A 25,892-nucleotide genomic window follows, 5' to 3' on the forward strand; every position below is an offset into this window, starting at 1 on the left:
GCTACTCTGCATACCGCTAGGTTATAAAAAACTAGCAACATACGTGATGTCAATATATATACAAGCAAAAACTATGACAAAAAGAGTGTTTTTGCCCTTAATCATCGCCACTTTGGTATGCAGTGGATTTCACAATGTCGAAGCACGCCCACCCAAACGTCGTATTTCTACAATCAAACCAATTATCACTCAACCAATCAAGTCAGAATGGAATCTATTCACTGCTCCAGATGGTAGTTTTTCTGTTTTAATGCCGGGAACGCCAGAAATTATCACTCAAACCCAAAAAACTTTTATGGGAGAAATTGACTTACAATTATTTGTCGGTAAGTCAGCTAACCAAGAAGTGGCATACATAGTAACTTACAATGAATTTCCCTATAGTTACGGTGAGTTGACTAATCCTCAAGCAATACTTAGCAATGCTAGGGATATGGCTTTAAAAACTACTAAGAGTAAATTAATCCGCCAACGTCCAATTCGTAGTTCCAACGGTCATCCAGGTAAAGAAATAGAGTATATAAATGCTGGTGGTAAAATTACTAAAAACCGAATGTATGTTGCTGAAGGGCGCTTGTATCAAGTCATGGTTATTACTACTAAAAAACAGCGCCATACTTTATCTAAAACTCTGAATGGGTATTTAAATTCTTTCCAAGTAGTATTGAAAAGGTAATTATATTTTTAGGGACATTGTTGCTTTTTGCCGTGTCCCTTTTTCTTGAAAATAGGGGCTAGGGGCTAGAGGCTAGGGGGACTAGGGAAAAGAGGTTTTCACCGATTAGTTGCTTGAAAAAGGGTGTGGGGGAGCCAGTGCGCCCTTGCGGGTTAAGAGCGTTGTAGCAAGTGGCGTTGTAGGGGAAATACCTTTTTTCATGCTTTCTGGTGTACGGAGTTCATGACGGCTACTTAGGTGAATCTAGTTAAATCTAGAATTCCTTTGCTGCACATAATTTTGCTGCACATAATATTTATGCCCTGCGACAGTAATAGCTAAGAATCCCCAAAGAATCATGCCAGCAACTCCTAACATCCCGCTCCCGCCTGGTAGAGTTGCGAAACAAGCAATACCAATGGCACGCGCCACAGCCATAAATTGATCGAAGCGAGGCTCAATATATTGAAGCACTTGAAACATTAGCAAAATTAATCCACCCAGGTAAAAGACAGCCCCAAACCAACCTAATGTGAAAAACATATCCAAAATTCCGCTGTCAATTACAATCGGTTCTAGGAGTCCTTTTTCATTAACAATAAAAGTATTTCCGATGCCGTTACCCAAGCCATTAGTCAAGGCTTTTGTGAGTCCATTTTTATAAATTTCTTGCCTAATCTGGGCACTGTTATCTTTCTCTAGATTAGAAAAAGTTTCCAATCTTTTGGTAATTACCCCAGAAAATGGCTCCATATTAGCTAATGGCACAACACAAACTGCCATAACCAAAATAGTTACCATCAAACGCATTTGAATTTTCGGTTTGAGCGAAGAAAGTAGGGTAAGTACTCCTACTAACCAGGCTCCCCACAGAGTTCGCACCATCGTTAGTAGGAAGGTTAAATAGCCAGCTGCCGCAGCCGGAATAGTTAAAAATTCTTTGCTATGAAATAACACCAGCAAACCTGCCATGATCACAGTCGCAAAAGGCCCTGGTGATGCCATAGTACTCCAAATACGCAGCCCAAAAGGTTCGGGGTTTCCAAAGCTTGTGAGTTTTGTGCTAATTAGCCAAAATCTATCCCATTCTGGAGCAATCAGGAATTGCACTATTCCATATACTCCTGTCACCAATACCCCCCAGAGAAATATGCGGGTGATATTTTGGCGATATTGAGGATAATCTCGCCAGCGTACAAATATGTATAAAGCGAAGCTAATAGGTGTTAACCAATCTAAAAGCCCTCTAAATGCAGTAAAAGGTGTGGTTTTAACTAATCCAATCAAATAACCATAAAATACACCGACAAAAGCTAATACAAAAGGCAAACCACCTTGACGATAAGAGCGAGGAAGTTCTTTCAAGGCGGTATACATGGTGATTAGGGTTACCAAGTATTGTGATATGAGTATAAAACGAGTGGCATCAAAGCCACTGCGATAATCAATTAAGCGAGAAAGCAGGGGTGTAATAAACCACATCCACCAAAGGAAACCCATGTAAAGCAAAGGGTATCGAAAATAAAGGAAAACCCCTACAGCAAAAGAGATCGCTACATATCCTGGGCGAAAAAGGGAGCCAGCGCCCGCGATAATGGAAACTGCCGAAAAAAGCACTAGTCCCAGGATTGCTAACCAACCAAAAAGAGGTGGGTTTTCTGGAACGCTTCCTGCAAAAGAACTATTGGTAGTTATCTGCCTGTGAATCACTTAGTATCTCCAAAATTAAAGACTATATCCAAGCAAATATTTACTAGTTACTAGTGTTCACTTTTACCGACTGCTGCCAAGTCCGCAAACCTTGCCAGCGTCCCCGCAGCGATGCCAGCCACTTTCTTTGAGCCAATTTTCCTTCTTTGGGAAAAAATCGCAACCACTGGATTAAACCCAAAGATTCTTGAGTGCCCACTAGTACAGCCCACAGCATAAATACGACACGACGCACAGGTGGCAAGTTTTCCAGCAATACTAGGGTTTCATTGTGTACTGCATTCACCAAAGCTACTTCATTCAACCGATCTCGCTTATCCTCGTCAAAACGTTTGGCTGGATAGTGATCTACTGCGATCGCCGGATCGTAGACAAGCTTCCAACCCTTTCGTTTGAGCGCCAAACATAACGCCATCTCGAAGTTAACTTGCGCTCCTGTACCCCACATCCGCTCATCAAAGCCAATTTCTGCGATCGCGCTCCGGCGATAACTCATGTTTACACCCTTGAGAATATCCACCTCGCGGGCTTGTCCAACACCTCGATGATGGTTACCAATCACACGTCCGAACCACTGGACTTGACCTACAGTTTCGGTATCATCATGGTCGAGTAATTTGTTTTCCCAGTACACCCAGTCTCGTCCACCTACACCACCCAAACGCTCATCTGACAGATAATAAGTTTCGATGCGTTTTAGCCAATCAGTATGAGGTGCAGCATCATCGTCAGTAACAGTAATGATATCCCCTGTGGCTACATCTAGTGCAGCGTTAAGAGCAGCAACAACCCCTGGAACCTCGACTGTTACAGTCTTGATTGGCAAGGGATCAAAGTTTGATTCTTTGAATAATGCCCAAGTCTCGTTATCGCTGTCGCGTACTACCACCAGCACTTCATCAGCAGGACGAGTTTGCTGCTTCAGCGCTTCTAAACAGCGAGTTAAGTCTTTTGGGCGCAGGTAGGTGGGAATGATAACGCTAATTGCGATCATATATGAATACCTCGCTAACCTTGTCTGGCTGGCTGATATGAATTTTTATTCAGGCAAGTCGCCATGCGATTGACGTTTTCCATCCCAAACAAAGCGGTATGTGCCACTTCAAAAGCGTTCTCGCTTAATTGATATTCACAAATTTGCGCGATCGCTTGATTGAGATTAGCTGTTGTTAAAGCATCAGTATTTATTCCTAGCTTATAAGTGCTAATAATTTCTGCCAGAGTACTGTCACTGGGTGTATGTGCCAAAATTGGTCTTTGCACTTGTATATAGGTAGTTACCTTTGTAGGCAAACTAGTCTGGCGAAAGATAGCAAATGCGTTATCAAAAGGATACATCGCATACAAAAAATGACATTGAGCTAATTCGGCGATCGCTTCATTTTCACTCAGGTGAGGAATATCTACAATTAGCCGAGAAAAATCTGTTGGCAAAAATCTCCGATCTGCACCAATAACAATAAACTTTACAGATAACCCTTGCTGTTGTCCGTAACTCTCTAAAGCTTCACAAAACAAGCGAAATTCATGAGCAGAATAAATAGAACCAATATGTCCAACAATCAATGTATTTTGTTCTATCGGTTTTGAATCTAGCTTGGGTAAATTAGGCAAATAACGATGGACAACAACAGAGTCAACACCTAACATTTTCTGATAATAGCGACGCATACTTTCGCTGACTACATCCACTGAACTAACAGCGTGCATCGCTTCAGCAAACATTTTGCTTGCCTGATTTAACAGCCACCGATAACGACGGGTTCTACCAAACCATCCACCAACCAAATCGTCGTGTATTGTCAAATGCACAGGGGTGTTAGTTTTCTGAGCCAGTTCTTTAGCAATTAAAATCCCATCACTGTGTCCAATCACCCAGTAAGCATCAGCTTTGAGGGAAAGAATTTTGTCTATTGTGCTTTTGAGTAGAGAAGTTTTTATCCCATACCAAAGTAATCCACTATTAACAAAATCCTTGAGCAAATTTCCTCCCATCAAGCCTTCCCCTAATCGTTTGGCTTCTGGAAAATCTACTTCTTTCTCAGTTAAATAAAACCATTCAATATCAATATCTTTATCTTTTAATGCCGGAATCAAACTCCTTAAAATTACCGAACCACCTCCTATATTTGGTAAAAATGTTGTGATGAGTAAAACTTTTTTCATAAGAAATACCAAAATTTATATACAGCTTATATATTTTTGCCACCTGCACGAGGCAAGTGGCTAAGGCTTTGATTGCTCGATTAATCTTTCTGGCGCTTTAACCAGCCTTGATGAATCTCGCTAAAGATGTCAGTGAGACTTTTAGTCAGGCTCCAATTTGGGTAGTGAGTTTTCATTTTAGTTAAATCACTGATGTAGCAAATGTGGTCACCTTCTCGATTTTTATCCACGTATTCCCACACCATTTTTTTACCCGAAACTGCTTCAGCAAGAGCAAACGCTTCTAGAATAGAACAGCTATTTTCCCTTCCTCCACCTAAGTTATAAACCTCCGCTACTCTCGGATTTTCAATGAAGGCTTCGATAAATCTAGCTACATCTAATGAATGAATATTGTCCCGTACTTGTTTGCCTTTGTATCCGTAAACAAAATACTTTTTACCTTCTAAATTACACTTAGTCAAATAGCTAAGAAATCCATGCAATTCTACACCAGAGTGATTTGGCCCGGTCAAGCAACCACCGCGCAAGCAACAGCTTCTGATGTCAAAGTACCGCCCATATTCTTGCACCATAATATCTGCGGCAACTTTGGAGGCTCCAAACAGAGAATGTTTAGATTGATCTATGCGAAAATTTTCCGCAATGCCATTAAAATCTTCTTGATTTGCGTATTCCCAACGAGTTTCCAATTCCTTTAACGGTAATTCGTTGGGAGCGTCTCCATATACTTTGTTAGTTGACATATGAACGAATACGGCTTCTGGAGCACAGCGCCGCGTCGCCTCTAGCAAATTCATCGTCCCAACAGCATTGGTATCGAAATCATCAAAGGGTATTTGTGCAGCCCGGTCGTGAGATGGTTGAGCAGCAGTGTGTACAATAGCTGTTGGTTGTAATTCTTCAATGAGTTTTAGCACCCCCGCCCGATCGCGGATATCAAGTTCATGATGCCGAAAGTTGCTCAGTTCAGTTTCCAGTCTTTTTTGATTCCAACGGGTATCACCATTAGGGCCGAAAAAAGCAGCTCTGCTATTGTTGTCAACACCATGAACTGCCCAACCTTGGGCTGAAAAATAGGTGCAAACTTCTGAACCAATTAAACCTGATGAACCTGTAACCAGAAGAGACTTAAAATTCATAGTTTATATTTTCTGAAATGGTTTGTTGAACTGCGAACTTATTAAGTTTAGGTAAAAACTTTTGTGTTTAACTATTCAAATTCTCAAATAAATCCACATAGCTTTTAGCCATTCGCTCCCAGCTGTGTTTTTCGGCGATATGGCGAGCAACCTTACCCATTTGGGTACGCAAAGCGCGATCGCTTGCCAAAGATAACAGCGCCTGTGCCAATGCTTCGGCGTCATCCGGATCTGGTATGACTATCCCAGATTCTGGTGTTACTAGTTCAGCAGCGCCTGTTGTCTGAGCTGTAATTACAGGTAAGCCACAAGCCATCGCTTCAATCACCACTAAGCCAAAAGGCTCGTAGCGGGAGGGGAAAACGAGGAAATCTACTGCTTTCATTAACTGGGGAACATCATGGCGGAGTCCTAAAAAATGCACGCGATCGCTTAACCCCAGTGAGTCTGCAAGTTGAAGATATGGGCTGCCTTCAGTAATTCCTGCCACTGCCAAATGCAATTCGGGAACTTTCACTAAAGCTTGCAACACCGTATCCAAGTTTTTGCGAGGAATTCTGATATCTCCTGCAAACAGTGCCAAGGGTACTCCATCAGGAAGTCCCCAGATTTTGCGATCGGTAGTACCAGGTGAAAATTCTTGTAAATCAACACCATTTAAAATTACCTGCAATCGTTCTGGTGCTACACCAATTTCTAATAGATCCTTGGCAATCTGATTAGAAATTGCCACAACTATTTTTGCCTGACTGAAAGCCTTTTTTTCCCAACGCGCATTAGCGGCTGTGTATAGCCATTGGTAAAAATCATATAAAACTCCGCGTGGATTAAGCACATTCTTAAATGATTTGGACGTAGCCTTAAAAGCAGAGAATTTTAGCCAAGAACTATGGACAAAATGAACTGCATTTACATCTGCTGGGATCGCTGTAATTGCACCGTTAGCCTTTACTAGATCAAATTCAGACTGATGTTGATGCAACCAAATTGCACTCCGCCAAGAAAATATGATATTACGGATAATTTCTGCAGGCCACCCTTTTACTGGAATACCAATCCATTGAACTTGGCTATTTTCCCGTAATTCTGGAGCTACTTGACTTGCTAATAAAGTAACATAGTGACCTCGACGAATAGCCTCCCAGGTAATTTCATAATTTACCCGCCCTTGACCATCACCTTTAATAACATTGTGGGTAACGATACAAAGCTTCACGCTTAATAATCCTGAATAATTATTAGTAAGTTTTCAAACACTGGATGGCAATAACAACCGTTGGATGCGAGAACGACGCAGAATTTCTGGCCAAGCTCGGATTGCTTTTCGTTGTAATAGATATCTTGTCATCTGCACAAAATATAAAAGTATAAAGCCTAGTAGGTTCAAGGGATTAGGAAATAAGTCTTTATATCGCTTAATCCCAATGTATAGCCTAGCCGCTTCTACATATAATTCATAATTACTCAAGCCACCTACACCAGATATACCCACCTCAAGTGTGCTATCCTCGGCAATACACTTTACTCTCAATTCCGAGCAATATAAAATTTTGTAGCCACGCTTAATCGCTCGCAAACAAAGTTCTGCATCTTCATAGCCAAAAAAGATATTTTCATCCCATTGTTCTTGACTAAAAAAATGTCTGGGAAACAAAGCGGCGTGAATAACTACAGTTTGAGGAATGCCATCAGTAGGAAAGAAGTGCCCTTGAAATGTAAGTTTAGCTGGTAAAAGCTGAAAGCCATCTAGAGTGTGGCTGGTGCCTGTTAAGATAGTATTTTTTCTCTCTTCAAGAGGCATTTGAGTATATCTATCAATGGCTAAAGCAATAAAGTCTGGCTGAACGCAAATATCATCATCAACGAAAGCGACAAAGTCGGTTTCAGACTCTGGAATTGCATTCACAGCATTATTGCGGTTACCACAAACGCCAGAACGAGGCCCTAAGATATAACGAGTTCCCGGATATTTTTGGACTATTTGCAAATTTGCCTGCTGTGTTTCCAACTCAGATGAATCATCAGAAACTACTACAATATGGGGTTTAACTTTAGAATTCCATAAAGCTTCTAAACAAGCATCGAGTTTTTTTGTGCGATTTCTTGTTGTAATACAAGCTGATACTCGCATTGATTGTACCTATATATAAATTGGAATAAATTAATCTTCTAAATATAGGGAGCAAACCTGGATATTTTCCGTAGATATTTAAAATTTTGCTGCTACTTTTGCAGGAGCAAAACTTAGCAACAGTGCAGCCATTGACCTTAAATTTAACTTTTGACGCAAAGAACGCCAAAGATAAGGACGTGCTTGTTTAACTTGTTCAGCTCGCATTAAGCCAATTCCTAAAGTTGTACTTACCTTTACCCACTGTTGTTGAAAATAGGGTTTAAACTCCTTTAGTTTCTCATCTTCCATAAAACACTGGAAACAAAACATTTCCGCTTGAGCTTTACGGATTTTTGCTTGATAGTTTCGCCTACCACTAAGCATTGTTTCTGTTTCGTCATGCCTCCGGTATCTAGTTAATTTTTCTGGATAATAATAAGCTCCCATACCTGTAGAGCAACACAGATATGTCAAGTAAATATCCCATGAACCGCCTACTTCTTCAGGGATGTTATCCCAATCTATAACTTCTCTACGAATGACAGCCGCCATTGCTGTAGCTACTGCTTGATCCACTAAGCCAAGTTTATAGAAGGGTTGATAAATGCCTTCTTGAAGATCCGCTCTTTGAAATAACTGTGAACAATGCTCTGTGATCTCATGATTGATTTCACCATCAGCATTGATCACGTAATGATCACAAAAAGATAAAACTAAATCAGGATTAGCTTCAAGGGGAGGAACAAGCTTTTCTAAAAAGTCTTCTTCCCACAGATCGTCATCAAGCAGAGTCGCTACGTATTTTCCACGCGCCATTTTAAAGGCTTTCATAGTGTTGCCGAACATACCTATGTTCGTTTCATTGCGCGAAAAACGAATTCGCGGATCTTTAAAAGAATCCACAATTGCTTGTGGATTTTCCGGACTACAATTATCAGAAACAATAATTTCTATATTTTCGTATGTCTGGCGAACGGCACTAGTCAGAGCTTGCTTGAGATACTCTGGACGGTTATAAGTTGGGGTGATAATACTAACTAGGGGTTGAGGATTCATATCAATCTGAGCATTTACCTACAATTAATTAAATAAAATAGCCTTATTAAGGTACAAAAATAAAAATTAATCATGAAGATAAACTGTGTTAGTTGCTTAATTTTTTATTTATCAACACATTTTTTAATCATATCGATGTATGCTGGCTTGAGTTTTTCCCAACTAAAATTTTCGTAAGCAAGGCGATGAAAAGATTCGCGCTCAGAGATAACCTCAGATGCGGCTAGGGCTTTAGGTATTAAGCTTGTTAAGCTACCTGCCTTGGTAAAATCTGCTAAATATTCTTTATTTCCAAATATGAAATGAGAAATTTCATAGTCGTGTGCCATACAGGGTAAACCGTAAGATAATGCTTCTACAAAAACTCGTCCAAATCCTTCTGCAACAGAAGCGAGAACGAAAGCATCTGCGGCTTGATAATAATCTGCGATCGCACTGTAGGGAACAGTTCTAACTTGGAAATTTTCAGCCCCTAACAATGTTTTTCCAAGTTGAATTACTTCGGTAGATTCCTCATCTTCTTGACCGAGTAATAAAAGAAAAGGACGTGGTTCAGGTAGTTGAGCAAGTTCCCGAATCACATAATCCATGCGCTTGTGAGATTTATTAATAACTCCCACAGAAATAATCAATCTCTGGTTTTCCGGAAGCCCTAGCTTTTGTCGTAATGCTTTTTGCTCATCAACTGTCAGAAATTTGGGTTGGGATTCTATTTGGAATCCGTAAGGAATTAAGCTTTGCTTGTAAGCGGGTATTCCTGCATTTAAAGCTGCTTCTAGATGCATGGGGGCTAATTGTTGTACACGATCCCAACGACTCAGCCGCTCTACTGGAAACACAGGTGCTCCGTTAGAAAATAAAAGCTTATAGCTTTGTTTTGTCAAACGTCGCCAATGCCAAAGAAAAATCCCCAATTGTTCATCGCTGAGAAAAATTACATCTGGTTTATACTGATTAAGGTAGGGCAATAAACTTAAAAAAAACGATAATTGTTCAGTGTTGTAAGAACCTTTAATACCAGTTATTTTCCCTACCACTCTGCTGATTTGAATAGTTGTCCACTTCTCGCGTGGTAAGTTCCACAAAATAATTTCGTTTTTAGATGATTCTCCGCCCCCTTTAAAGAGAGTTACATCAAGTGAATTGTCATGTGATATGGCTTCAAAGCATTCGCGAGTAAAAGATTCAAAACCGCGATTAATATTACCAAGACCAGGACAAGTCAAAAACACTTTAATTGCTTGATTATTGTAAAAATGGCTATCCCTACTATTTGTTTTCATTATTTTTATGATAAATTTTGTCACATTTTTAATTAGCTAAATCCTAGATTTAGCCTGCAAGCAGTGTAGTTTGTGGCATTAACGTGCGAGCCAAATTCTACTTAATTAAATTCCTGCAGGCTGCCCGCTCATAATTCATTTTTACTAGGCAGCTGTCTCGTTCACGCTAACGTCGGGATGAGCCAGCAATCTAATACTCTTCATCCAAAACCGCATCAGATAATAAATTCTTTCCCACAGACTATAAAATCGCCATCCCAGAATCAAGTTGGAGATGGCTATCACTTCTTTAGTATTCCATTTGCCACGTCTATAGTAGTTTGTACGCCGATATTGGAGATTCCGAGATAAATTTACTCTATAAGGATGACCAATTTGTTCTAAAAATTCGTTGATGTATCGGTTAGTCATCTCAATTCCCGCTAGTGCTTGTGCTTCTTCACTTTTGTTTGTGGAATAATTAATGTAGTGATTAGCACCGTGAATGCGATAACTTCCCAGAACTTCATTCAGTGTTTTAACTTTGCCCAGAAAGGCAGTGCAGTATATCAGACAACCATCTGCACACAAGCGCCATTTGCTACAGTCAATAGGAAATATTTTTTCTAGAGCTTTACGTCGATAAGCTAGTCCAGAGGTAGGCGGAAAACACCAAGCATTACCTGTGTCTACAATTACTTGCGCCAAATTGTCATCAAGTAACTGACCGACGGTAGAACCACCATTGACAACGTTGCCATTACCATCAATGTTGTTCAACAGATGCATAACTCCAATTACATCAGATCTATTGAACTCTTCTACTATTCGCTGCAATTTTTGTGGTTGCCACACATCATCAGCATCCAAAAAGGCAATGACATCTCCACTAGCAGCTTCAAATCCAGTGTTAAAGGCTGCCCCTTGCCCTTGGTTTGGCTGGTAAATCGCTTTAATTTTATCGGGCGCTGTTTGCTGTAACTGGGCAATCACCTCACGACTGTTATCTTTGGAACCATCATCTACTATGATGATTTCAAAGTTCGGATAGGTTTGTGTCAAAACTGAATCGATGGCTGTTGGTAGATAACGAGCGTAGTTATAGTTTGAAATAATGACGCTAACCTTCATTTTGTTTAATTGATTATCGATAGAGACAAAGATACTTTTGCTAATTCTATGATGCTCGTATTATTTATGACTTAGTTGGGAGAAACGACTAAAAAATACGTTGCTATGTATGAAAGTTAGCAAAAGGAATTACGTATATTTTTTAATTTATATCAAGGCTAAAGGCAAAAGGAAATAATTTTACCTAGCTTTTTTGAATTAAAATTTTTATTACGACTTTCTTTATAAGAACTTTAATTTGCCAGAAGTAGTAGCGGATGAACCATTGAGAATGCCACAGGAGACTTTCGATCGGAGTAAACCATCTGCTTTCTTGGAGATAGCGAATCCACACCAACTGTTGCGGGTGTACGCAACCAATCTGCCAAGGTTTGGAGCCTCCTGCAAAATGGAAGATATAAGGCTTACTAATTAATTCTTGTTTAATAGCCCCAATCTCTTCCTTGTACGCTGATTCATCCCAAATATCGTAAAAGTAAATATGTGATATTAGGTTCCATTTGGGATCGAGTCTTCCCCATTCATTAGCCAACACGACATTGAGACCTTCTTGATCCCCCAAACGAACGTCTTGACTGTATTCTTGAAGATATTGGATTACACGTTGGCTAACGCTTTCTGCGCGCCATCTTTTCAAATTGATTACCAGTACTCCAGAATTGAAATAGGGTGCATGAGGCGCAAGACCAAGCTCTCGGTATTTAGCTATACCAAAGGGAGAAGATACGTAGGGAGTTCCCAAATCTTGAACAGCTAGTAATGCATTTTCACCTAATGGTTGATCCCACAAGTTTTTCAGGTTTGCCTCTACTTGCAAGTCACAATCTAAGTAAATAACTTTTTCAAACTGCTCTGGTAAAAGATCGGGAATCAGCAATCTCAAATACGAGGCTACTGTTATCCAGGGAAGAGTATGTAAGTTTTTGAGCGATTCTAGATCTGATGGTGTTATCCATTTGAGATGGATATCAACGTGTTCTAGATCAATTACACGCTCTAGGCGTTCTTTACTTTTTTTACTAATACCGCCGTCGATAATATACAGATAAAGTGTGCAATTGTTTTCTAGATGGATCAGTGCGGTATAAAGAGTTATGGCAAGGGGCATAGCGTAGTTATCATCTGCCCCACAAACTACAACAAGCGGTTCTTGTTGTAATGTCGTAGAAATAACCATAGGTATATTTTTTAAGATTAAGTATATAAAATCGAAATATATGTATATATATTTCCATAGTTCAAAACTGACAAGGAGAGAACTTGCCTATCAAGGTTAAGTTCTCTATTTTCTAGCCTAACTGACCTATTTCATGCTGCATTTGATGGTAATTCCAAAGCTTGCCCCGTTGTTGCAGCAGTTCTTGATAATTCCCCTGTTCGACAATACGCCCCTGCTCTAACACAACGACTTTATCTGCTTTGGCGATTGTGGATAGTCTGTGGGCGATCGCGATCACAGTTCTACCGACAGAAAGCTTTTCAATCGATTCTTGGATTAACCGTTCTGATACAGAATCTAAAGCGCTAGTTGCTTCATCCAAAATTAGAATTTCTGGATCGCGCAGCAAAGCACGAGCGATGGCGATTCGCTGTCTTTGCCCTCCAGATAACCGCACTCCGCGATCGCCTAGTTGCGTATCAAAACCAACAGGCATTTCCTCTATAAATTCCAATGCATTCGCTAGTCGAGCTGCTTCTCTAATTTCAGCTTCAGTAGCTTCCGGTGTACCGTAAGCAATATTATTCCAAACTGAAGTATTAAAAATAAATGTGTCCTGACTGACTACAGCCATCTTACGTCGCAGCGAGTTAACTTCAAACTGCCGCACATCCACTCCATCAATTAAAACCTGTCCTTGTGTTGGATCGTAAAATCGCGGAATTAAATCTACAAGTGTGGTTTTACCAGCACCAGATGCTCCAACCAGTGCTGTCATCTTTCCTCGTTCGATTGTAAGTGTAATATTATGCAGTACTAAATCGTTGGGATCGTAGCCAAAATCCACTGAGATTAAATCAATTGCTCGTTGCAAACTGCTAAAGGCAATATCACCGTTTTTAAAGTAAGTTTTATTATCTGTTCGCAACAGTTCCTTAATGTTTTCTACTGAACCTTTTAATGTGCTGAGGAAAGCAAATGTTCCATTCATATCTTGAATGCTTGGTACGGCTCTCAGCAAGACAAAGAAAAATGTTAGTAAGGAAGCAACTGGTAGTGTTAATTGTGTAAATGAAATAATAATTAAACTAACGAGAACTGTAGTAGCGATCGCTTCTGCTACTGGCTTTACCAGTGTCCAAGCCAATGCCACTTTTACTGAAGCATTAAATACATTCTCACTTGCTTTGTAGAAACGCTGCCGCTCAAAGTTTTGAGTACCAAATGCATGAACAGTACGAATACCATTAATAAATTCTATAGATGTTGAATTTAAAGCTCCGTTGGCATTAGAAATCCCGAAGCTTTGTTCTCTAATTCGGGCGTTAAAGGTTGTTAACCCCACTGCTAAAAGTGAGAATACTAACACTGAAATTATTGAAAGTTGCCATGAAATTAAAAACATGGCAATAAAGTAAACAGTAACTGTCAAACCTCGTGTAAACAAAAAAGCAATACCACCAAAACAGGCTTTTATCCTCTCAATCTCTGTTGTGATAGTATTGATTAACTCGCCAGAACGTGTTTTGGCAAAGTAGCTTATTGATAATGCTTGCAACTGTTCAAACATTTGCACTCGCAAACGATGCGCAAGATTTAATTGAGCAGTTTCTGTATAAATTGATGCAAAGTAATTGAATGTTACCCGCATCCAAGTACTCAATAAAATTAGAATAGATATTAGATATAAAGGATTAATAGTTGTATTTGCAATCCATCTGTCTACCCAGGAGATACCTATCTGAGGCTGGGCATTAGGATTAGTTAAGCTTTGTAAAAAAGAGAGTAGAAAGCCAATACTGACGCCCTCAAATGTTGCTGCTAAAAGAGAAAAAATAATAGATAAAATAGTAGTTTTGCGAAAATGTTTAAATTCTCGCAAAATCAAATAGTTATCTTGCCAGAATTTGTTAGCTGTGATTAAATTTTTAAACAATTTGCGGATTGACTGAGAAAGTTTTAAATGCATGGATATTTTTTTACAATATTTTGACAAAGGAAACATTATGCCCCAGAAGCTATGTATACAATTTGTCACAAGCAGTCTGCTGGGAAAAGAATTAATTGCTGCATAGGTTGGGAGAGCAATTGTTTCACAATTGAAGAGGAGTTTTACAAATAACTATTTCCAAGTGCTGGTATACAGTATAACTCTCATCAATACATTATTCCACTGACTTTAAAATAATCCAGAAGGCAGAAATATAAAGCGATTTCATACCTTCTGGTGTATGTAGAAATGACTACTTAATAAATTCAGTCACAGAATTTGGCTATCCAGTTGCAAAAGCTTGGTTTCCGTGCCTTCTTGCCATAAACCCGTAATTCCAGGTAATTTATTTAGCTGGCGTTGAGCTTCTAAATTTAACCGTACTGCCTCTGCTAACGTCCAGTAACGAGGGCCGATCAAACTCATTTCACCCCGCAGTACATTCAACAACAGCGGCAGGTTTTGCAGTCCGTACTTGAGCATAAAGCGTCCTAAGGGTGTAACTTTATGTTCGTCCTCGCGATCGCCCGTACTACTTCTATAGCTTATCGCTGGTTCAACCTGTATTTTGTCGTCAACTGCAGTTGTGCGAAACTTGAAAACCCTAAACAGCCTACCCCTCTCTCCAATATGCCACTCTTGTTCCCAAATCGACCCAGGGGAGTAAAAACGCATTAGCAATTGCAAACCGAACATAATTGGACTTACTGCCAGCAGCAACGCCAAAGCAAGGCTAATATCTATTAGCCGCTTTAGTAAAACTTTCGATTGTGGTAGTTTTTCACTAGTAGGTATGCGTAAGTATATTGGCTTTGATGCTTGCTCGCAGGCATTGGCCCAAAACCTTATTTTTGCTTCACCCAACTTTGGGTCAATGCGAACTATCTTTACTGAAGAATGCTTTAAACATTCTACTAAGTGTTGTTCACGATCTAATGAAGTTAAGTGTGGTTGTTTCAGTTGTCCAAGAGGTCTTACCAATAGCTGTCCTTGCCGCCACTGAAGCGTACAGTATGGGGAGCAGTTATCTTGGCGTTGTTCGGTTACAGTATAGCAATTGTCTAAAGTTGAAATAATGGAGTTGGGCATACGTAATTGGTACTTATAGAAGGGTAACGCGCTGACCTGATATCAAAAGCTGTTAAACGTTATGAACAAACCTGAAAGTAATGGTGCAGGAATAAAGATGTCAGGATTGAGGTTAAGAATAAATTTGTCTTTTGATAAACTCTGACTGAGAAAATGAAGGCACACAACCACTAAAGTTTTTATTTAGTTTTGAACTATCAAATTACTCACTTAGCGCGTTAATTTTTAATAATGTGTTTCAATATCTAGGATATAAGACTCAGTAAAAATAACAGCTACTTATGTAAACTCTTTATTTACTCTTTAAATAAATTGTCTCTTTTTTCGATTATTGTTAAGTTATTATGAATTCATCTCAGTGTTTAAAGATGAAACTTTTGATGCATCATACGTGATTGTAACACTACTTAAGTGAAGTAAATCATCTAATTTTCAATTGCTGTAACTTATATGCTCAAGATAAATAAAACACAATTAGATATATTAGCTAAATATAGTGGCAATAATAATATGTTAATATTTTTGAATTCAAAGCTCTAAATTAGAGAATATAAGATTCCTATCTCTAGAAAGATAAATATAGAAGTACCTAATTGTATGAAAGTTTATATTTTGTAATTTCAACTAAAGTTTTAGATTTTAGTTGAGAAGAAAACAATTTAGGATAACTTTTAATTTTGTAGTTAGAATTTTCCTCGCACTAACTTTAAATAACATCAATAAATGTTTTTTGGTAACAGTTAGTAGTCAATATCCTTAAGTCAAATATTGACTTTATAAGCTTTTATATATTTAGCAGAATAATGCAAACTTCTATCCTAATCCCTTTCCAGTGTAAAGTTGGCAACGTAATTTCTTCTTCCTTACTCCTGAAGCCCCTCTACTCTCCTGCTTCCTAAACGGTAACCTTCGGGCGGAAAAGGAGTAATTTATATCCTGAAATAATAAATTTCAAATTTGCTTACTTCTATTCATTAGGCAAGAAGAAATAATTTAATAATTGTTTTTACTATTAAACTTAGTTTTAGTTTTATAGTTTTTTTGACTTACTAACTATATGATTAGCAAGTTCGAGAGTTTTATGATTTGCTATTAGTGTTAGTAAAATAGTTATATTAACTTAGGTCAATGCTTAAAAAGTATATATCCAAATATAGTATTAAAGCTTTATGTAGGCAATTTTTGCTTTGTGTTCTCGATAAATTAAATATATTATTCAACCTTGCAAGCAAAATCTATTTGAAATCAACTGTGATTTTAGGGTAGTTGGGCATAGGGAAGCATGTTACTAAACACTGCTTCCTATCTTTAACTCAATAGTTATACCCACTACCCCAACCATTGACTCATATGCAAAACTTATTAACTACAAGTTTCCCATTTCTTTGGTTTTCAATATGGCTTCAAAACTGCTCTTTGATGACCTTGCATGGGAAATAAAGTAACTTGAGAGTATAAAATTGTTATGAAATCTAAATGGTTACAAAGTAATATTTTGGCTATTCCTCAATTGCTTGTTGCAATGCAAAAGAGTGTTGCCTTGCATAAGGTACATAAGTACTGCTAGAGTTTGATACACCATTTGCTACAACACCAATTAGATTTAACTTACTCAGCATGGCTGTAGCCTGTGCCAGCTGATTTTTAGTTACTCTGCCAATACTTGCTGCCATAACTACGCTTCGACAAGATGATGCTGTAAGCAAAGCATCTACTAAGCCGAGAACTGGAGAGCCATCTACAATTACTAAATCATAGCTTTCTTCAAATGCTGACATCAATTCCTGCATACGAGGGGAGCTAAGTAGATGGGCAGGATCGGCAGGTGTTGGGCCAGCTGTCAGAATATCAATATATGACGAACCTGAAGATTGAAGATTAATCTGGTTGGGCAGGGTTACATCACTTGCTAATAGAGTTGAAAGCCCTTGTTCATTAGGAAGATTCAGTTGTTTGTGTATGCTGGGATCGCGTAGGTTGGCATCTATTAGTAATACTCGTTTATGCAGACGGGCAGCACTCATGGCTAAACCTAATGCTAAAGCAGACTTTCCTTCATCAGGCAACGCAGAAGTAACCATTAAAGATTTGTAGGTGGAAACTGAATTTATAAGTTCGATGTTTTTATAAATCAGATCCATAGATTCCCACCGTGGTGGTGATTGTAGTACCTGGATTGTCCAAGGAGCTAAAACCTCAGGCTTTCCAAAAGGCAATTTGAATACTGAATCTCTAGCTCTAGCTGGGGGTAACTTTGGAGTTGTTCCTAACAATGGTGTAGCAGCCTGTTTTTCTAATTCTGCAGTGGTGTGAACAGAATCATCAGCAGCTTCACGAATAAAAGCAACAACACTTCCTAACATTAATCCAACTACTGCACCCAACATCAGGTTTTGTTGGAGATTAGGCCCAATGAAAAAGCCTCTGTGAGGTTCTTCTACTACTTGCCAATTAAATCCTCCCTTAGCAAGTTCCTGCCGCAATTCTTGTTCTGCCTTTAACAACTGCTGTAACCTTTCTCGGCTCAATTGGACTTGCGGTTGTAAACGACTGTACTCAGCTAACTTAGCAGGGAAACCTTTGAGTTCGTTCCGTACTTGTAGTTCTTTTTGCGCCAAAGTTTGATCGCGAGCTGCTAAAGCCAGTAAATTTGTTTGGGTTTCTACCAACTGGCTTGCTAGGGTAAGATCAATTTCACCGAACTGTCCTTGATTGAGGAGGCTTCCGTTAGAGACTTCAACATTTTGAGACTGTCCTCCTAAAGTGCGCCCTACTTCTTGTTGTAGTAGTGCCATCTGCTCCTTACGTTGTTCTAGCAATTTTTGCACTTGGGGAGTTTCATCAGTGAAACGCAAACGTTCCTGTGCTAAAGCTAACTCTGTTTTCTGAATTTCGTTGAGTAACGTTTGATAGCGAGAAGACTGACTCAGACGTGAGGCAACCAAAGCTTTTTGAGGAGAACGATTTAGTTGTTGTTGCAAAGATGCATAGCGAGCTTTAGCCTCCTCAAATTGAGAACGAGCCGTGCGTCGCTCTTGGAGAATGCTATTCAGATTATTTTCTAAAACTTTTGCCTGTGACTCTGGATCAATTAAATTCTGAGTTCTGCGGAAGCGTTGCAGGTTAGATTCAGCGTTAGTAACTTCCTCACTTACCTTTTTGATTTGTTCTCTGACAACTCTCAGTCCCCCCCTTAATCGTTCATCCTGTTGTTCTCTGTTATATTCCAAATAAACTTTCTGTATTGCTTGTAGAATTCTTTCTGTTTTATCTGGGTCTTGAGCTGTATACTCTACTTGAAAAATTTTAGTGGGGAGATTTTCTTCTCCCGTTCTTAATTGATTTACAACTAAAGCTCCCTTGATTTCATCTACAGTTATGTCTGGATACTCAGGTTTCAATTTTTCAACAGCTTTTTGAATGACTTTGGAACTCTGCATCAAGCTGAGTTGGGTTGCTGTGTCTATTTCAACATTAATATCAGTAAATTTATTTTCCCCTGCCGTTCCTTCTTTTTTACCTTGATAGTTGGGTTCCACTAGTAGCTGCATTGAACTTTTGTAAGTGGGCGGCGTTCTTTTTGTTATGGCTCCTGCAATAGCAATAGAAGCAATAAATACTACTAAAAACCAAGGCAATCTACGGATTAAAACCGCAAATAGTTGCCCATAACCCGGTTCTGTCTCAGTTACTGGATTTACGTAGGGGCTTAGACTAGATTGATTCACGTTTACTATCCCTCAGCTATCAAATCAAACGAGTGATCTATTTAAGTTACAAGCTTGGTCAATTACTTGCTCAACTTTACTAAAGAAAGCCTGTTCAGAAAAATTTGCTACTGCGTGATTGCGGATATTTTTATAATCCCAACAGATATCTTTGCCTTCTAGTAGTGCAGCTTGCAGGGATTCGGGTGTTTGCCTCTTAAAAAGTACCCCAGTTTTACCAGGTATTTGAGTATCTAATACCCCACCTGCTCCATAGGCAATCACTGGCGTTCCACTGGCATTTGCCTCTACTGGAACTAATCCATAGTCTTCTAGAGCCGCTATTATAATGGACTGAGCTTTAGCGAATAACTGAGTGCGTTGTGCATCTGTCACATGTCCTAAAAATTTTATATTGCCCAAGGCTTTAGATTGCAACCGTTCTCGTTCAGGCCCGTCTCCTGATATTAATAATTGCCATCCCAGCCAATTAAAAGCTTCAACTATTATATCAAGCCGTTTATAGCTGATCATTCGAGCAGAGGCAAGATAGTAGTCTTCTTTCTGATCTGAAAAAATGAACTTATTGGTATCTATAGGATAGTTAATAACAATGGCTTTTTTGCCATAAGTTTTTTGAATGCGATTGCCTACAACACTAGAATTTGCAATATAAAGGTCTGGTTCTTGTGCATATATGAGATCTATCTTTCTCATTACTTGAAAAACTTGTTCAATTAAAGGAGCAAAATATCGATAGTCTCCATACTCGCGTAAATAAGTTTCTGTATCCCATAAAAAACGAGTAATGTTGTGGCAAAAGCAAATGTGTTTGGCTTTGGGATTTTTTTGCACAGCTTTGGCAAAGCTAGTGCTGCTACTAATAATCAAATCGTATGCTTGCAAATCCAAGGCGCGAAAGGCTGGAAAATAAAAGGGAGCCATCAGACGGAAATATTTGGCTGCACCGGGAATATTCTGCAAGAAAGTTGTTTTGACTATGCGTTCACCCAAATCGATTGTTTTTTGGGGGTCGTATACAGAGGTGTAGATGTCAGCTTGGGGGTAGCGTTTGCAAAGTAATTCAAAAACTCTTTCTGCGCCCCCTCGTTGAGTTAAGTAATCATGTACTAACGCTATTTTCATAAATAAATGTTTCCTGATTAATTTACTTTATACAAAAGATAATTTGGATTGGCACTACATCCACCTAAGTAATTTATTGTGATTTATTTTAGATACAATTTGTTTACAGAATAAACCTGAAATTTTTCAAAAAACATTGCTACAAGTTATGTTATTCTCGTAAACTCTTGATGAAGATTTTCTTTTTTGAACGCTGGCAGCGATCGCACTCAATACAGTTTTGAGGAAACTTCTTTATCACTATCTAATCCGACCATCAACACACGCTATCCAGTGTCCATCGTCCACCAGATGAGGGTCTATATGGTGCATACCAGAACCATTCCATCCAGTATTACTCGGTTCTAGGATAGGATTTTGGCTAATTTCTCGTTCGTGGTATGTTGTAGGTGACAAATCGTCGATTTCAAAAGCTCGTACTTGAATGCCGTATTCAGGGTCGCAATCCTGGGTATATCGAATAATGGTGTCCTTCATAACTAGAACTCTACCGGCTGGTCTTGCAATATGGGCGTTGCCGCTGACGATTGGGCTGTTTGGATGTTCTATCCAAGGGCCGAGCAAATCATCAGCATAATAAAGACGGAGGGTATCCCATCTATGTTCTGGGTTAGTTTCAGTGAATAACCACCATTTGTCCGCGTAGCGAAAAATAGATGCGTCTAAAAACACTGAGCCAGTCAGAATATTTCCCACAAAAGTCCATTGAGCGGGAAATTTGGATGCCTTATACAATTTTACAGAGTTAGCTTGATAAGTCTCTGGAATCATGTAATATTCATTCATCCATTGAAAAACATACGGATAAGATAAGTGAAATGGCTCTGCCAAAACAATTTGCCTATACTGCCAATTCACAGTATTTTGACTAGTTGCTAGTCCAATTTCTCCTTTGCATGTCCGGCTATTGAAAACCTCAAAGAACATATACCAAGTATGCTCTACTTGCAGCATAAAGGGATCAGCAACAAAACCTGCCCGGACATCTGAAACATCTTGGCGAGTGAGAACAGGATTTTTTTGCAGATTTGCAGAAGATAAATCAAATAAAGATTTTCCTACATATATGCCAATTGACCATTGAAGAGACTTATCTGGTAAGCCGATAGGTAAGTTGTTAGTTAATTTGGGTGGTAGCTTATTGATAATTGGTCTCAGTGGTTTTTTGATTAGTGTTTTTATGCTCTTCATTTACATATTCTCTGTGAACAGAGGTAGAAGATTTAGTATTGTATCTTTTGATTCATAAAAACTTTAAGTAGGTTAGATGAATTTATTAATGATTAATCTCAGTTATATTACGATATAACGATATATAGGGATAATAACTGAGAAGAAGCACAGTAATATATATTAAATTTGATTTTTTTGTAAAAAATCATCTAAAAATTAGATCCAGAGCCAATTAGTGATTTTGGTGAGAATTTTCATAAAAATTAAGCTCTAGATATATCTACTTACAAAGACTAGAATATTTGCCGTTCAAGCAACAGTGAAGCTAGCTTCTGTGTTCCTGTTGGGAAAGAATAATTAAGACCTACCAACAGATAAAATATTCAGATGTTGGTAGGCATTATTTACTCTTAACTACTCTGATTTTTATTTTTTGCTCGGCACAAGATCTGGGATGGCTAATGTTGTTTTGATATTGTGATTTCTTTGGATATTGTCAATTGTCTGTTGATAAATTGTACAAAATCTTTCCTTATTATGGTGTGCTCTAGCATATTCCCATGATTTTCGTGCCATCAGTTTGAGTTGGTCAACAGACAAACTGGAAATTCTAATAATTGCCTCCTTAATTTCTGTAATCGAACATTCCTGTAAAATCACACCAAAATTATCCACGTCCACGCCAGATTCATAGCTGAGAATTGGAATTAAACCTGCATGAAGACAAGTCACAACTGCACCAGATTGTCCCTCAGAACAAGAAGGATAAACCAGTCCTATGCAATTATTTGTAATTTCTTGAAATAGATGACTGGTAACATCTACCCAACCAACAGTGTGAATATTCGGTGTTTGATACAGTTCTTTATAAAAAGCTTGAACAAAATCTTCTTCTTTGTCAACCGGGCCACATATAGTCAAATGATAGTCCGACATCTGCGAAAACACTTCTAGAAGCAGATCCAAGCCTTTGTGAACCAAACCACCACTGCTGAACCATACAAAATGCTTGCGGCAAGCTTCAAAGTCTTTGTTTTCTGGCCAAGGATAAACTACTGGTGTAGTGATAGGAATTGGATAGAGTGGTTTTTGAGCGTATTTGTAGGTATTAAGAGTAAACTCATTACCGAGAACAGTGGCACAGTCCGCATATTCAATGGCTTGGTTAGGTGGTTCGTATCTACGAGGTTTCAGAGTAATGCCACGTCGCTGTTGTAGTGCCAAAAGCCTCTTGGCTTCAGCCACATTATGAAACAAAAGATGCGCTGTATCTGCGTGAAAGATTTTGATACAATCTTTGTTTAGGTGTGGAGTGCTTCTTTGTAAATTCCAACGAGTTTCAATAAAAAATGCATAATCTTTTTGCGGGATAAATACATCGTTGTCGCAACGAATCACATCCACGCAATAGCCCATTTCTAAAAAAGTTTTTGCTATTTGCAGACACTCCCAATAGTGAGTGTGGGAAATGGGAAGAGATTCATCTACTTTTAAGAGAAATGGTTCAACAATATATGAGATAACTACGTTACCTATGGCACGCTGCCCTGGCTTGAGCGATACCATCATTCGTCTTTTTCTGCGAGTTTGTATTTTGCCTGCCAAAACAGTTACAGTACTTTTGACACCACTGATAACGTTAATTTGCATACACACCTCAATGACATGAATAATGAAAGTTTTGTAGAGAACTTGATTACTCAAGTGCCATTGACTGTTGTTGACGAGAACTCACACTACAAAGATTGCGAAAATAAAATTTTCATGTCTTTTGCACAACCTTGTTGATTGCATCATTCTCAAATTATCCAATGTCAACCGATTATCACCAGACGTAATATTTCACGCCTGGTTGAATCAGTTTTAGAATCATTGAGTTAAAGTGTTAACTTTTTTCTACAAGTCTTAAGCTAACGGCTAAAACTTTTTGAGGCTACACTTCTATTTTGTTGAGATTGGGGCAAGATATGAATACAACTGCTTACTTAACTGCTGCCAAGGGTTTAGACGAGGCAAAATAAGCGTTTTGCTCAGATCTGAGTTTGTCACAAAGTCTGCCTTGGGGTAATTCTACATCGTCGTAAGTCAGAACCCCATCCTTGGGAATATCTCGTTTGAGACGACATCCTTCGGCTAAACCAATGGGCAGGAGGTTTTGTTCTTGAACTATTTGAGAATTTTCACACTGCCCATAGGTCATGTAGTAGCCTATGCCATCTAAAGTCTCGCCTGCTTTCAAGTCAATTTTGGCAGTAGTGACAACATCAACAACAGGAGCACCCAAAGGACTTAAGACATAATCTTTGAAGAGAACTGCGCGTGCAACAGACATTGGCACTTCAAAATGACAAAGGTGGTAGGGAGTATAGAAGCTATAAAGAGGGCCTTCACCCAATTTGTAAAGGTTGAGGTAATGACGTTGCTTGGGATCGTCGTGACTGGCAAATACAAATACTCCTGGCCCTGGTTTGGCTCCAACGACGTAATCAACTATTCCACCCAATTCTTTGAGTTGTTCAACGTCATACATATTAGTCATTTCATCAACATGGCCGTTGAAGTTATATCCCAACATTCCTCTTTTGGCAACTTTCATTCCTGTGGCGTTAGCAACGATCGCCTGTTCAAAGGAAATTTTTGTGCCATCGGCGAAGCTGGTGACCATGTGGGGCTTTTGTCCCCAACGTTTAGCAAATGCTTCCTGGGTAGTTGGATTTCGATATGGATCTTGCAGCCCCTTGATGTTACCACACAACAGAGGAGTTAGACCAATGCTTTTGACAAATCGGTAGAGGTTCATTTGTACCCCTGGTTGATCGCCATCGCAAGCAGAGAGAATAACACCTGCTTTATCAGCATACACTTTCAGAATCGGGCCAATGGTGCCGTCTAGTTCTGCATTCATCATAATCACGTGCTTGCGATTGGTGATCGCCTCCATGATTATATGCGCGCCAAATTCAACTGCACCGGTCACTTCAATTAAAGCATCGATACCCTCAGCGCGGCACAAACTGAGTGGATCTTCGGTGACTGCGTAGTTGCCATGGGTGATCGCATCTTCTAATTCAGTAACAGTGGTAGTAGCTTTAAATTCCTCAATACCTGCTTCTAAATAAGCTCTCTTCGCTGCCTCAAGATTACGGTTAGAGATGGCAACTAGCTCCATACCAGGAACAGAATTGATAATTTGATTGGCAATTCCCCGTCCCATAAAACCGGCACCAATCATACCAACTTTAATGGGGTTACCTGCTTCGGCGCGAGCAGCTAAAGCGCGATCGACAATAATCATCACCTAAACTCCTTTGTCAACTGATTATCTGGTTGTTACGGTAGCAAAATTCAAAAATTGTAGCTTCAGAAAATAACTGTGGTATTTTATAGTTTTCTACTTGTCTCCACAATATTTTGGATTTTGGTAAACTTAGGCTATTTTGCCTCTTGTGCGATGCGCTCTGAACATATTCCCATAATTTTGTTAACTATTAGTTCAAGCTGCACAAAAAGCATATTATAAATTCTGATCACTACTTCTTTGGTTTGTGCGGTTCAATACTCCTTAATTTTCTGCGATGAGTTTTCATGTAAATATCCCTCCCAATACTCTTTGAAATCTGAAAATGAGTACTGAGAGGATATGATTAGCTGCAATCACACAAATAATTGGTGCGATTATGATTAGTGAGATTTAAACTTAATTTAAATCTAAAATTGACTCACTTTAGCAAAGCTTAGTCAAAAATCTGATGATAGTTGTATTAAGATTGGCTTTTTTACAAAGTTTGTAGCCTCACCAGTCACAGTATTATTTTAGTACCTAATGCTCTGAAAATATTTAAGAAGATGCACTACCAACAGGCATCATTGTCATCAAAGGCCAATTTCTATCTTTTTCAGAAATTTCAGTTACTTCTAGAGGCCATTCAATATTAAAAAATGGGTCATCATAGCGCAAGCCTCTTTCATAACCTGGTGTGTAAAATTCGCCAACTTGATATAATACTTCGGCTCCATCAGTTAGTGCTTGATAACCGTGGGCAAACATTTCTGGTACATACAAAGCACGACGATTTTCAGCAGTTAATTCTATTCCTATATGTTGTAGAAAAGTAGGAGACTCAGGACGCATATCAATAATTACATCATAAATAGCGCCTTGGATACAACGAATTACTTTTGTTTCCGCTGCTGGAGGAATTTGATAGTGCATTCCTCGCAGAGTTCCTTTTTTATGGTTGAAAGACAGGTTACATTGAGCAACCGTTGGCTTTAAACCATGTGCCTCAAATTCTTGAGCGCAAAAGGTACGGGCGAAGAAACCACGGTGATCGTGCTTTTCGTCCAAATCAATAATGTATGCGTCCTTAAGGTTAGTTTTGGTAAAAATCAT

The 25,892-nt window shown here is 39.0% G+C and carries 19 protein-coding genes; 1 reads left to right on the forward strand and 18 read right to left on the reverse strand.

The features are described 5' to 3' along the window. The first annotated feature begins 73 nt into the window (after positions 1–73). Positions 74–676 carry a hypothetical protein gene (locus UYC_RS0116010; RefSeq protein WP_016872595.1) on the forward strand — a complete coding sequence of 201 codons (603 nt, stop codon included), beginning with the start codon at positions 74–76 and terminating at the stop codon, positions 674–676. 243 nt (positions 677–919) lie between these two features. On the opposite strand, the gene UYC_RS0116015 is transcribed toward UYC_RS0116010, so the two are convergent. The 18 genes from UYC_RS0116015 to rfbC form a co-directional block, all read right to left on the reverse strand. After that, positions 920–2,365 carry an O-antigen ligase family protein gene (locus UYC_RS0116015; RefSeq protein ID WP_016872594.1) on the reverse strand — a complete coding sequence of 482 codons (1,446 nt, stop codon included), beginning with the start codon at positions 2,363–2,365 and terminating at the stop codon, positions 920–922. Between the two features lie 43 nt (positions 2,366–2,408). Beyond that, positions 2,409–3,359: a glycosyltransferase family 2 protein gene (locus UYC_RS0116020; RefSeq protein WP_016872593.1), complete on the reverse strand. Its 951-nt coding sequence runs from the start codon at positions 3,357–3,359 to the stop codon at positions 2,409–2,411. A 14-nt stretch (positions 3,360–3,373) separates the two neighbouring features. Continuing rightward, positions 3,374–4,531, reverse strand: a complete 1,158-nt coding sequence (locus UYC_RS0116025) for a glycosyltransferase (protein ID WP_016872592.1) — start codon at positions 4,529–4,531, stop codon at positions 3,374–3,376. Between the two features lie 80 nt (positions 4,532–4,611). Continuing rightward, entirely contained in the window at positions 4,612–5,673 is a 1,062-nt protein-coding gene (locus UYC_RS0116030; protein ID WP_016872591.1) for an NAD-dependent epimerase/dehydratase family protein, read from the reverse strand. Between the two features lie 67 nt (positions 5,674–5,740). Then, on the reverse strand, positions 5,741–6,889 hold the full coding sequence (locus tag UYC_RS0116035) for a glycosyltransferase family 4 protein (protein WP_016872590.1): 1,149 nt from the start codon (positions 6,887–6,889) through the stop codon (positions 5,741–5,743). Between the two features lie 33 nt (positions 6,890–6,922). Then, positions 6,923–7,804 carry a glycosyltransferase family 2 protein gene (locus tag UYC_RS0116040; RefSeq protein ID WP_016872589.1) on the reverse strand — a complete coding sequence of 294 codons (882 nt, stop codon included), beginning with the start codon at positions 7,802–7,804 and terminating at the stop codon, positions 6,923–6,925. A 78-nt stretch (positions 7,805–7,882) separates the two neighbouring features. Next, positions 7,883–8,842: a glycosyltransferase family 2 protein gene (locus UYC_RS0116045; protein ID WP_016872588.1), complete on the reverse strand. Its 960-nt coding sequence runs from the start codon at positions 8,840–8,842 to the stop codon at positions 7,883–7,885. A 104-nt stretch (positions 8,843–8,946) separates the two neighbouring features. Then, the gene (locus UYC_RS0116050; RefSeq protein WP_016872587.1) at positions 8,947–10,125 is read right to left on the reverse strand and encodes a glycosyltransferase family 4 protein; all 1,179 of its coding nucleotides are present in this window, start codon (positions 10,123–10,125) and stop codon (positions 8,947–8,949) included. Positions 10,126–10,269: 144 nt separating this feature from the next. Further along, the gene (locus tag UYC_RS0116055; RefSeq protein ID WP_016872586.1) at positions 10,270–11,235 is read right to left on the reverse strand and encodes a glycosyltransferase family 2 protein; all 966 of its coding nucleotides are present in this window, start codon (positions 11,233–11,235) and stop codon (positions 10,270–10,272) included. A 184-nt stretch (positions 11,236–11,419) separates the two neighbouring features. Continuing rightward, entirely contained in the window at positions 11,420–12,412 is a 993-nt protein-coding gene (locus UYC_RS0116060) for a glycosyltransferase family 8 protein (protein WP_016872585.1), read from the reverse strand. Between the two features lie 112 nt (positions 12,413–12,524). Next, the gene (gene hepA / locus UYC_RS0116065) at positions 12,525–14,363 is read right to left on the reverse strand and encodes a heterocyst formation ABC transporter subunit HepA (protein WP_016872584.1); all 1,839 of its coding nucleotides are present in this window, start codon (positions 14,361–14,363) and stop codon (positions 12,525–12,527) included. Positions 14,364–14,654: 291 nt separating this feature from the next. Then, the gene (gene hepC / locus UYC_RS0116075; RefSeq protein WP_016872582.1) at positions 14,655–15,473 is read right to left on the reverse strand and encodes a heterocyst development glycosyltransferase HepC; all 819 of its coding nucleotides are present in this window, start codon (positions 15,471–15,473) and stop codon (positions 14,655–14,657) included. Between the two features lie 1,499 nt (positions 15,474–16,972). Then, on the reverse strand, positions 16,973–19,201 hold the full coding sequence (locus tag UYC_RS0116080; RefSeq protein ID WP_016872581.1) for a GumC family protein: 2,229 nt from the start codon (positions 19,199–19,201) through the stop codon (positions 16,973–16,975). 24 nt (positions 19,202–19,225) lie between these two features. Next, positions 19,226–20,326: a glycosyltransferase gene (locus tag UYC_RS0116085; protein ID WP_016872580.1), complete on the reverse strand. Its 1,101-nt coding sequence runs from the start codon at positions 20,324–20,326 to the stop codon at positions 19,226–19,228. A gap of 240 nt (positions 20,327–20,566) precedes the next feature. Further along, positions 20,567–21,517, reverse strand: coding sequence for a glucosamine inositolphosphorylceramide transferase family protein (locus UYC_RS0116090; protein WP_016872579.1), 951 nt, complete (start codon positions 21,515–21,517; stop codon positions 20,567–20,569). Between the two features lie 408 nt (positions 21,518–21,925). Next, complete coding sequence (locus tag UYC_RS0116095; RefSeq protein ID WP_016872578.1) at positions 21,926–23,149, reverse strand: glycosyltransferase; 1,224 nt, start codon at positions 23,147–23,149, stop codon at positions 21,926–21,928. A 331-nt stretch (positions 23,150–23,480) separates the two neighbouring features. Next, positions 23,481–24,794 (reverse strand): NAD(P)H-dependent oxidoreductase, encoded by a 1,314-nt coding sequence (locus UYC_RS0116100; protein ID WP_016872577.1) that lies wholly within the window; start codon positions 24,792–24,794, stop codon positions 23,481–23,483. A gap of 543 nt (positions 24,795–25,337) precedes the next feature. Further along, positions 25,338–25,892 carry a dTDP-4-dehydrorhamnose 3,5-epimerase gene (rfbC, locus tag UYC_RS0116105; RefSeq protein WP_016872576.1) on the reverse strand — a complete coding sequence of 185 codons (555 nt, stop codon included), beginning with the start codon at positions 25,890–25,892 and terminating at the stop codon, positions 25,338–25,340.

The organism is Chlorogloeopsis fritschii PCC 6912, from assembly GCF_000317285.1.
Lineage (GTDB): Bacteria > Cyanobacteriota > Cyanobacteriia > Cyanobacteriales > Nostocaceae > Chlorogloeopsis > Chlorogloeopsis fritschii.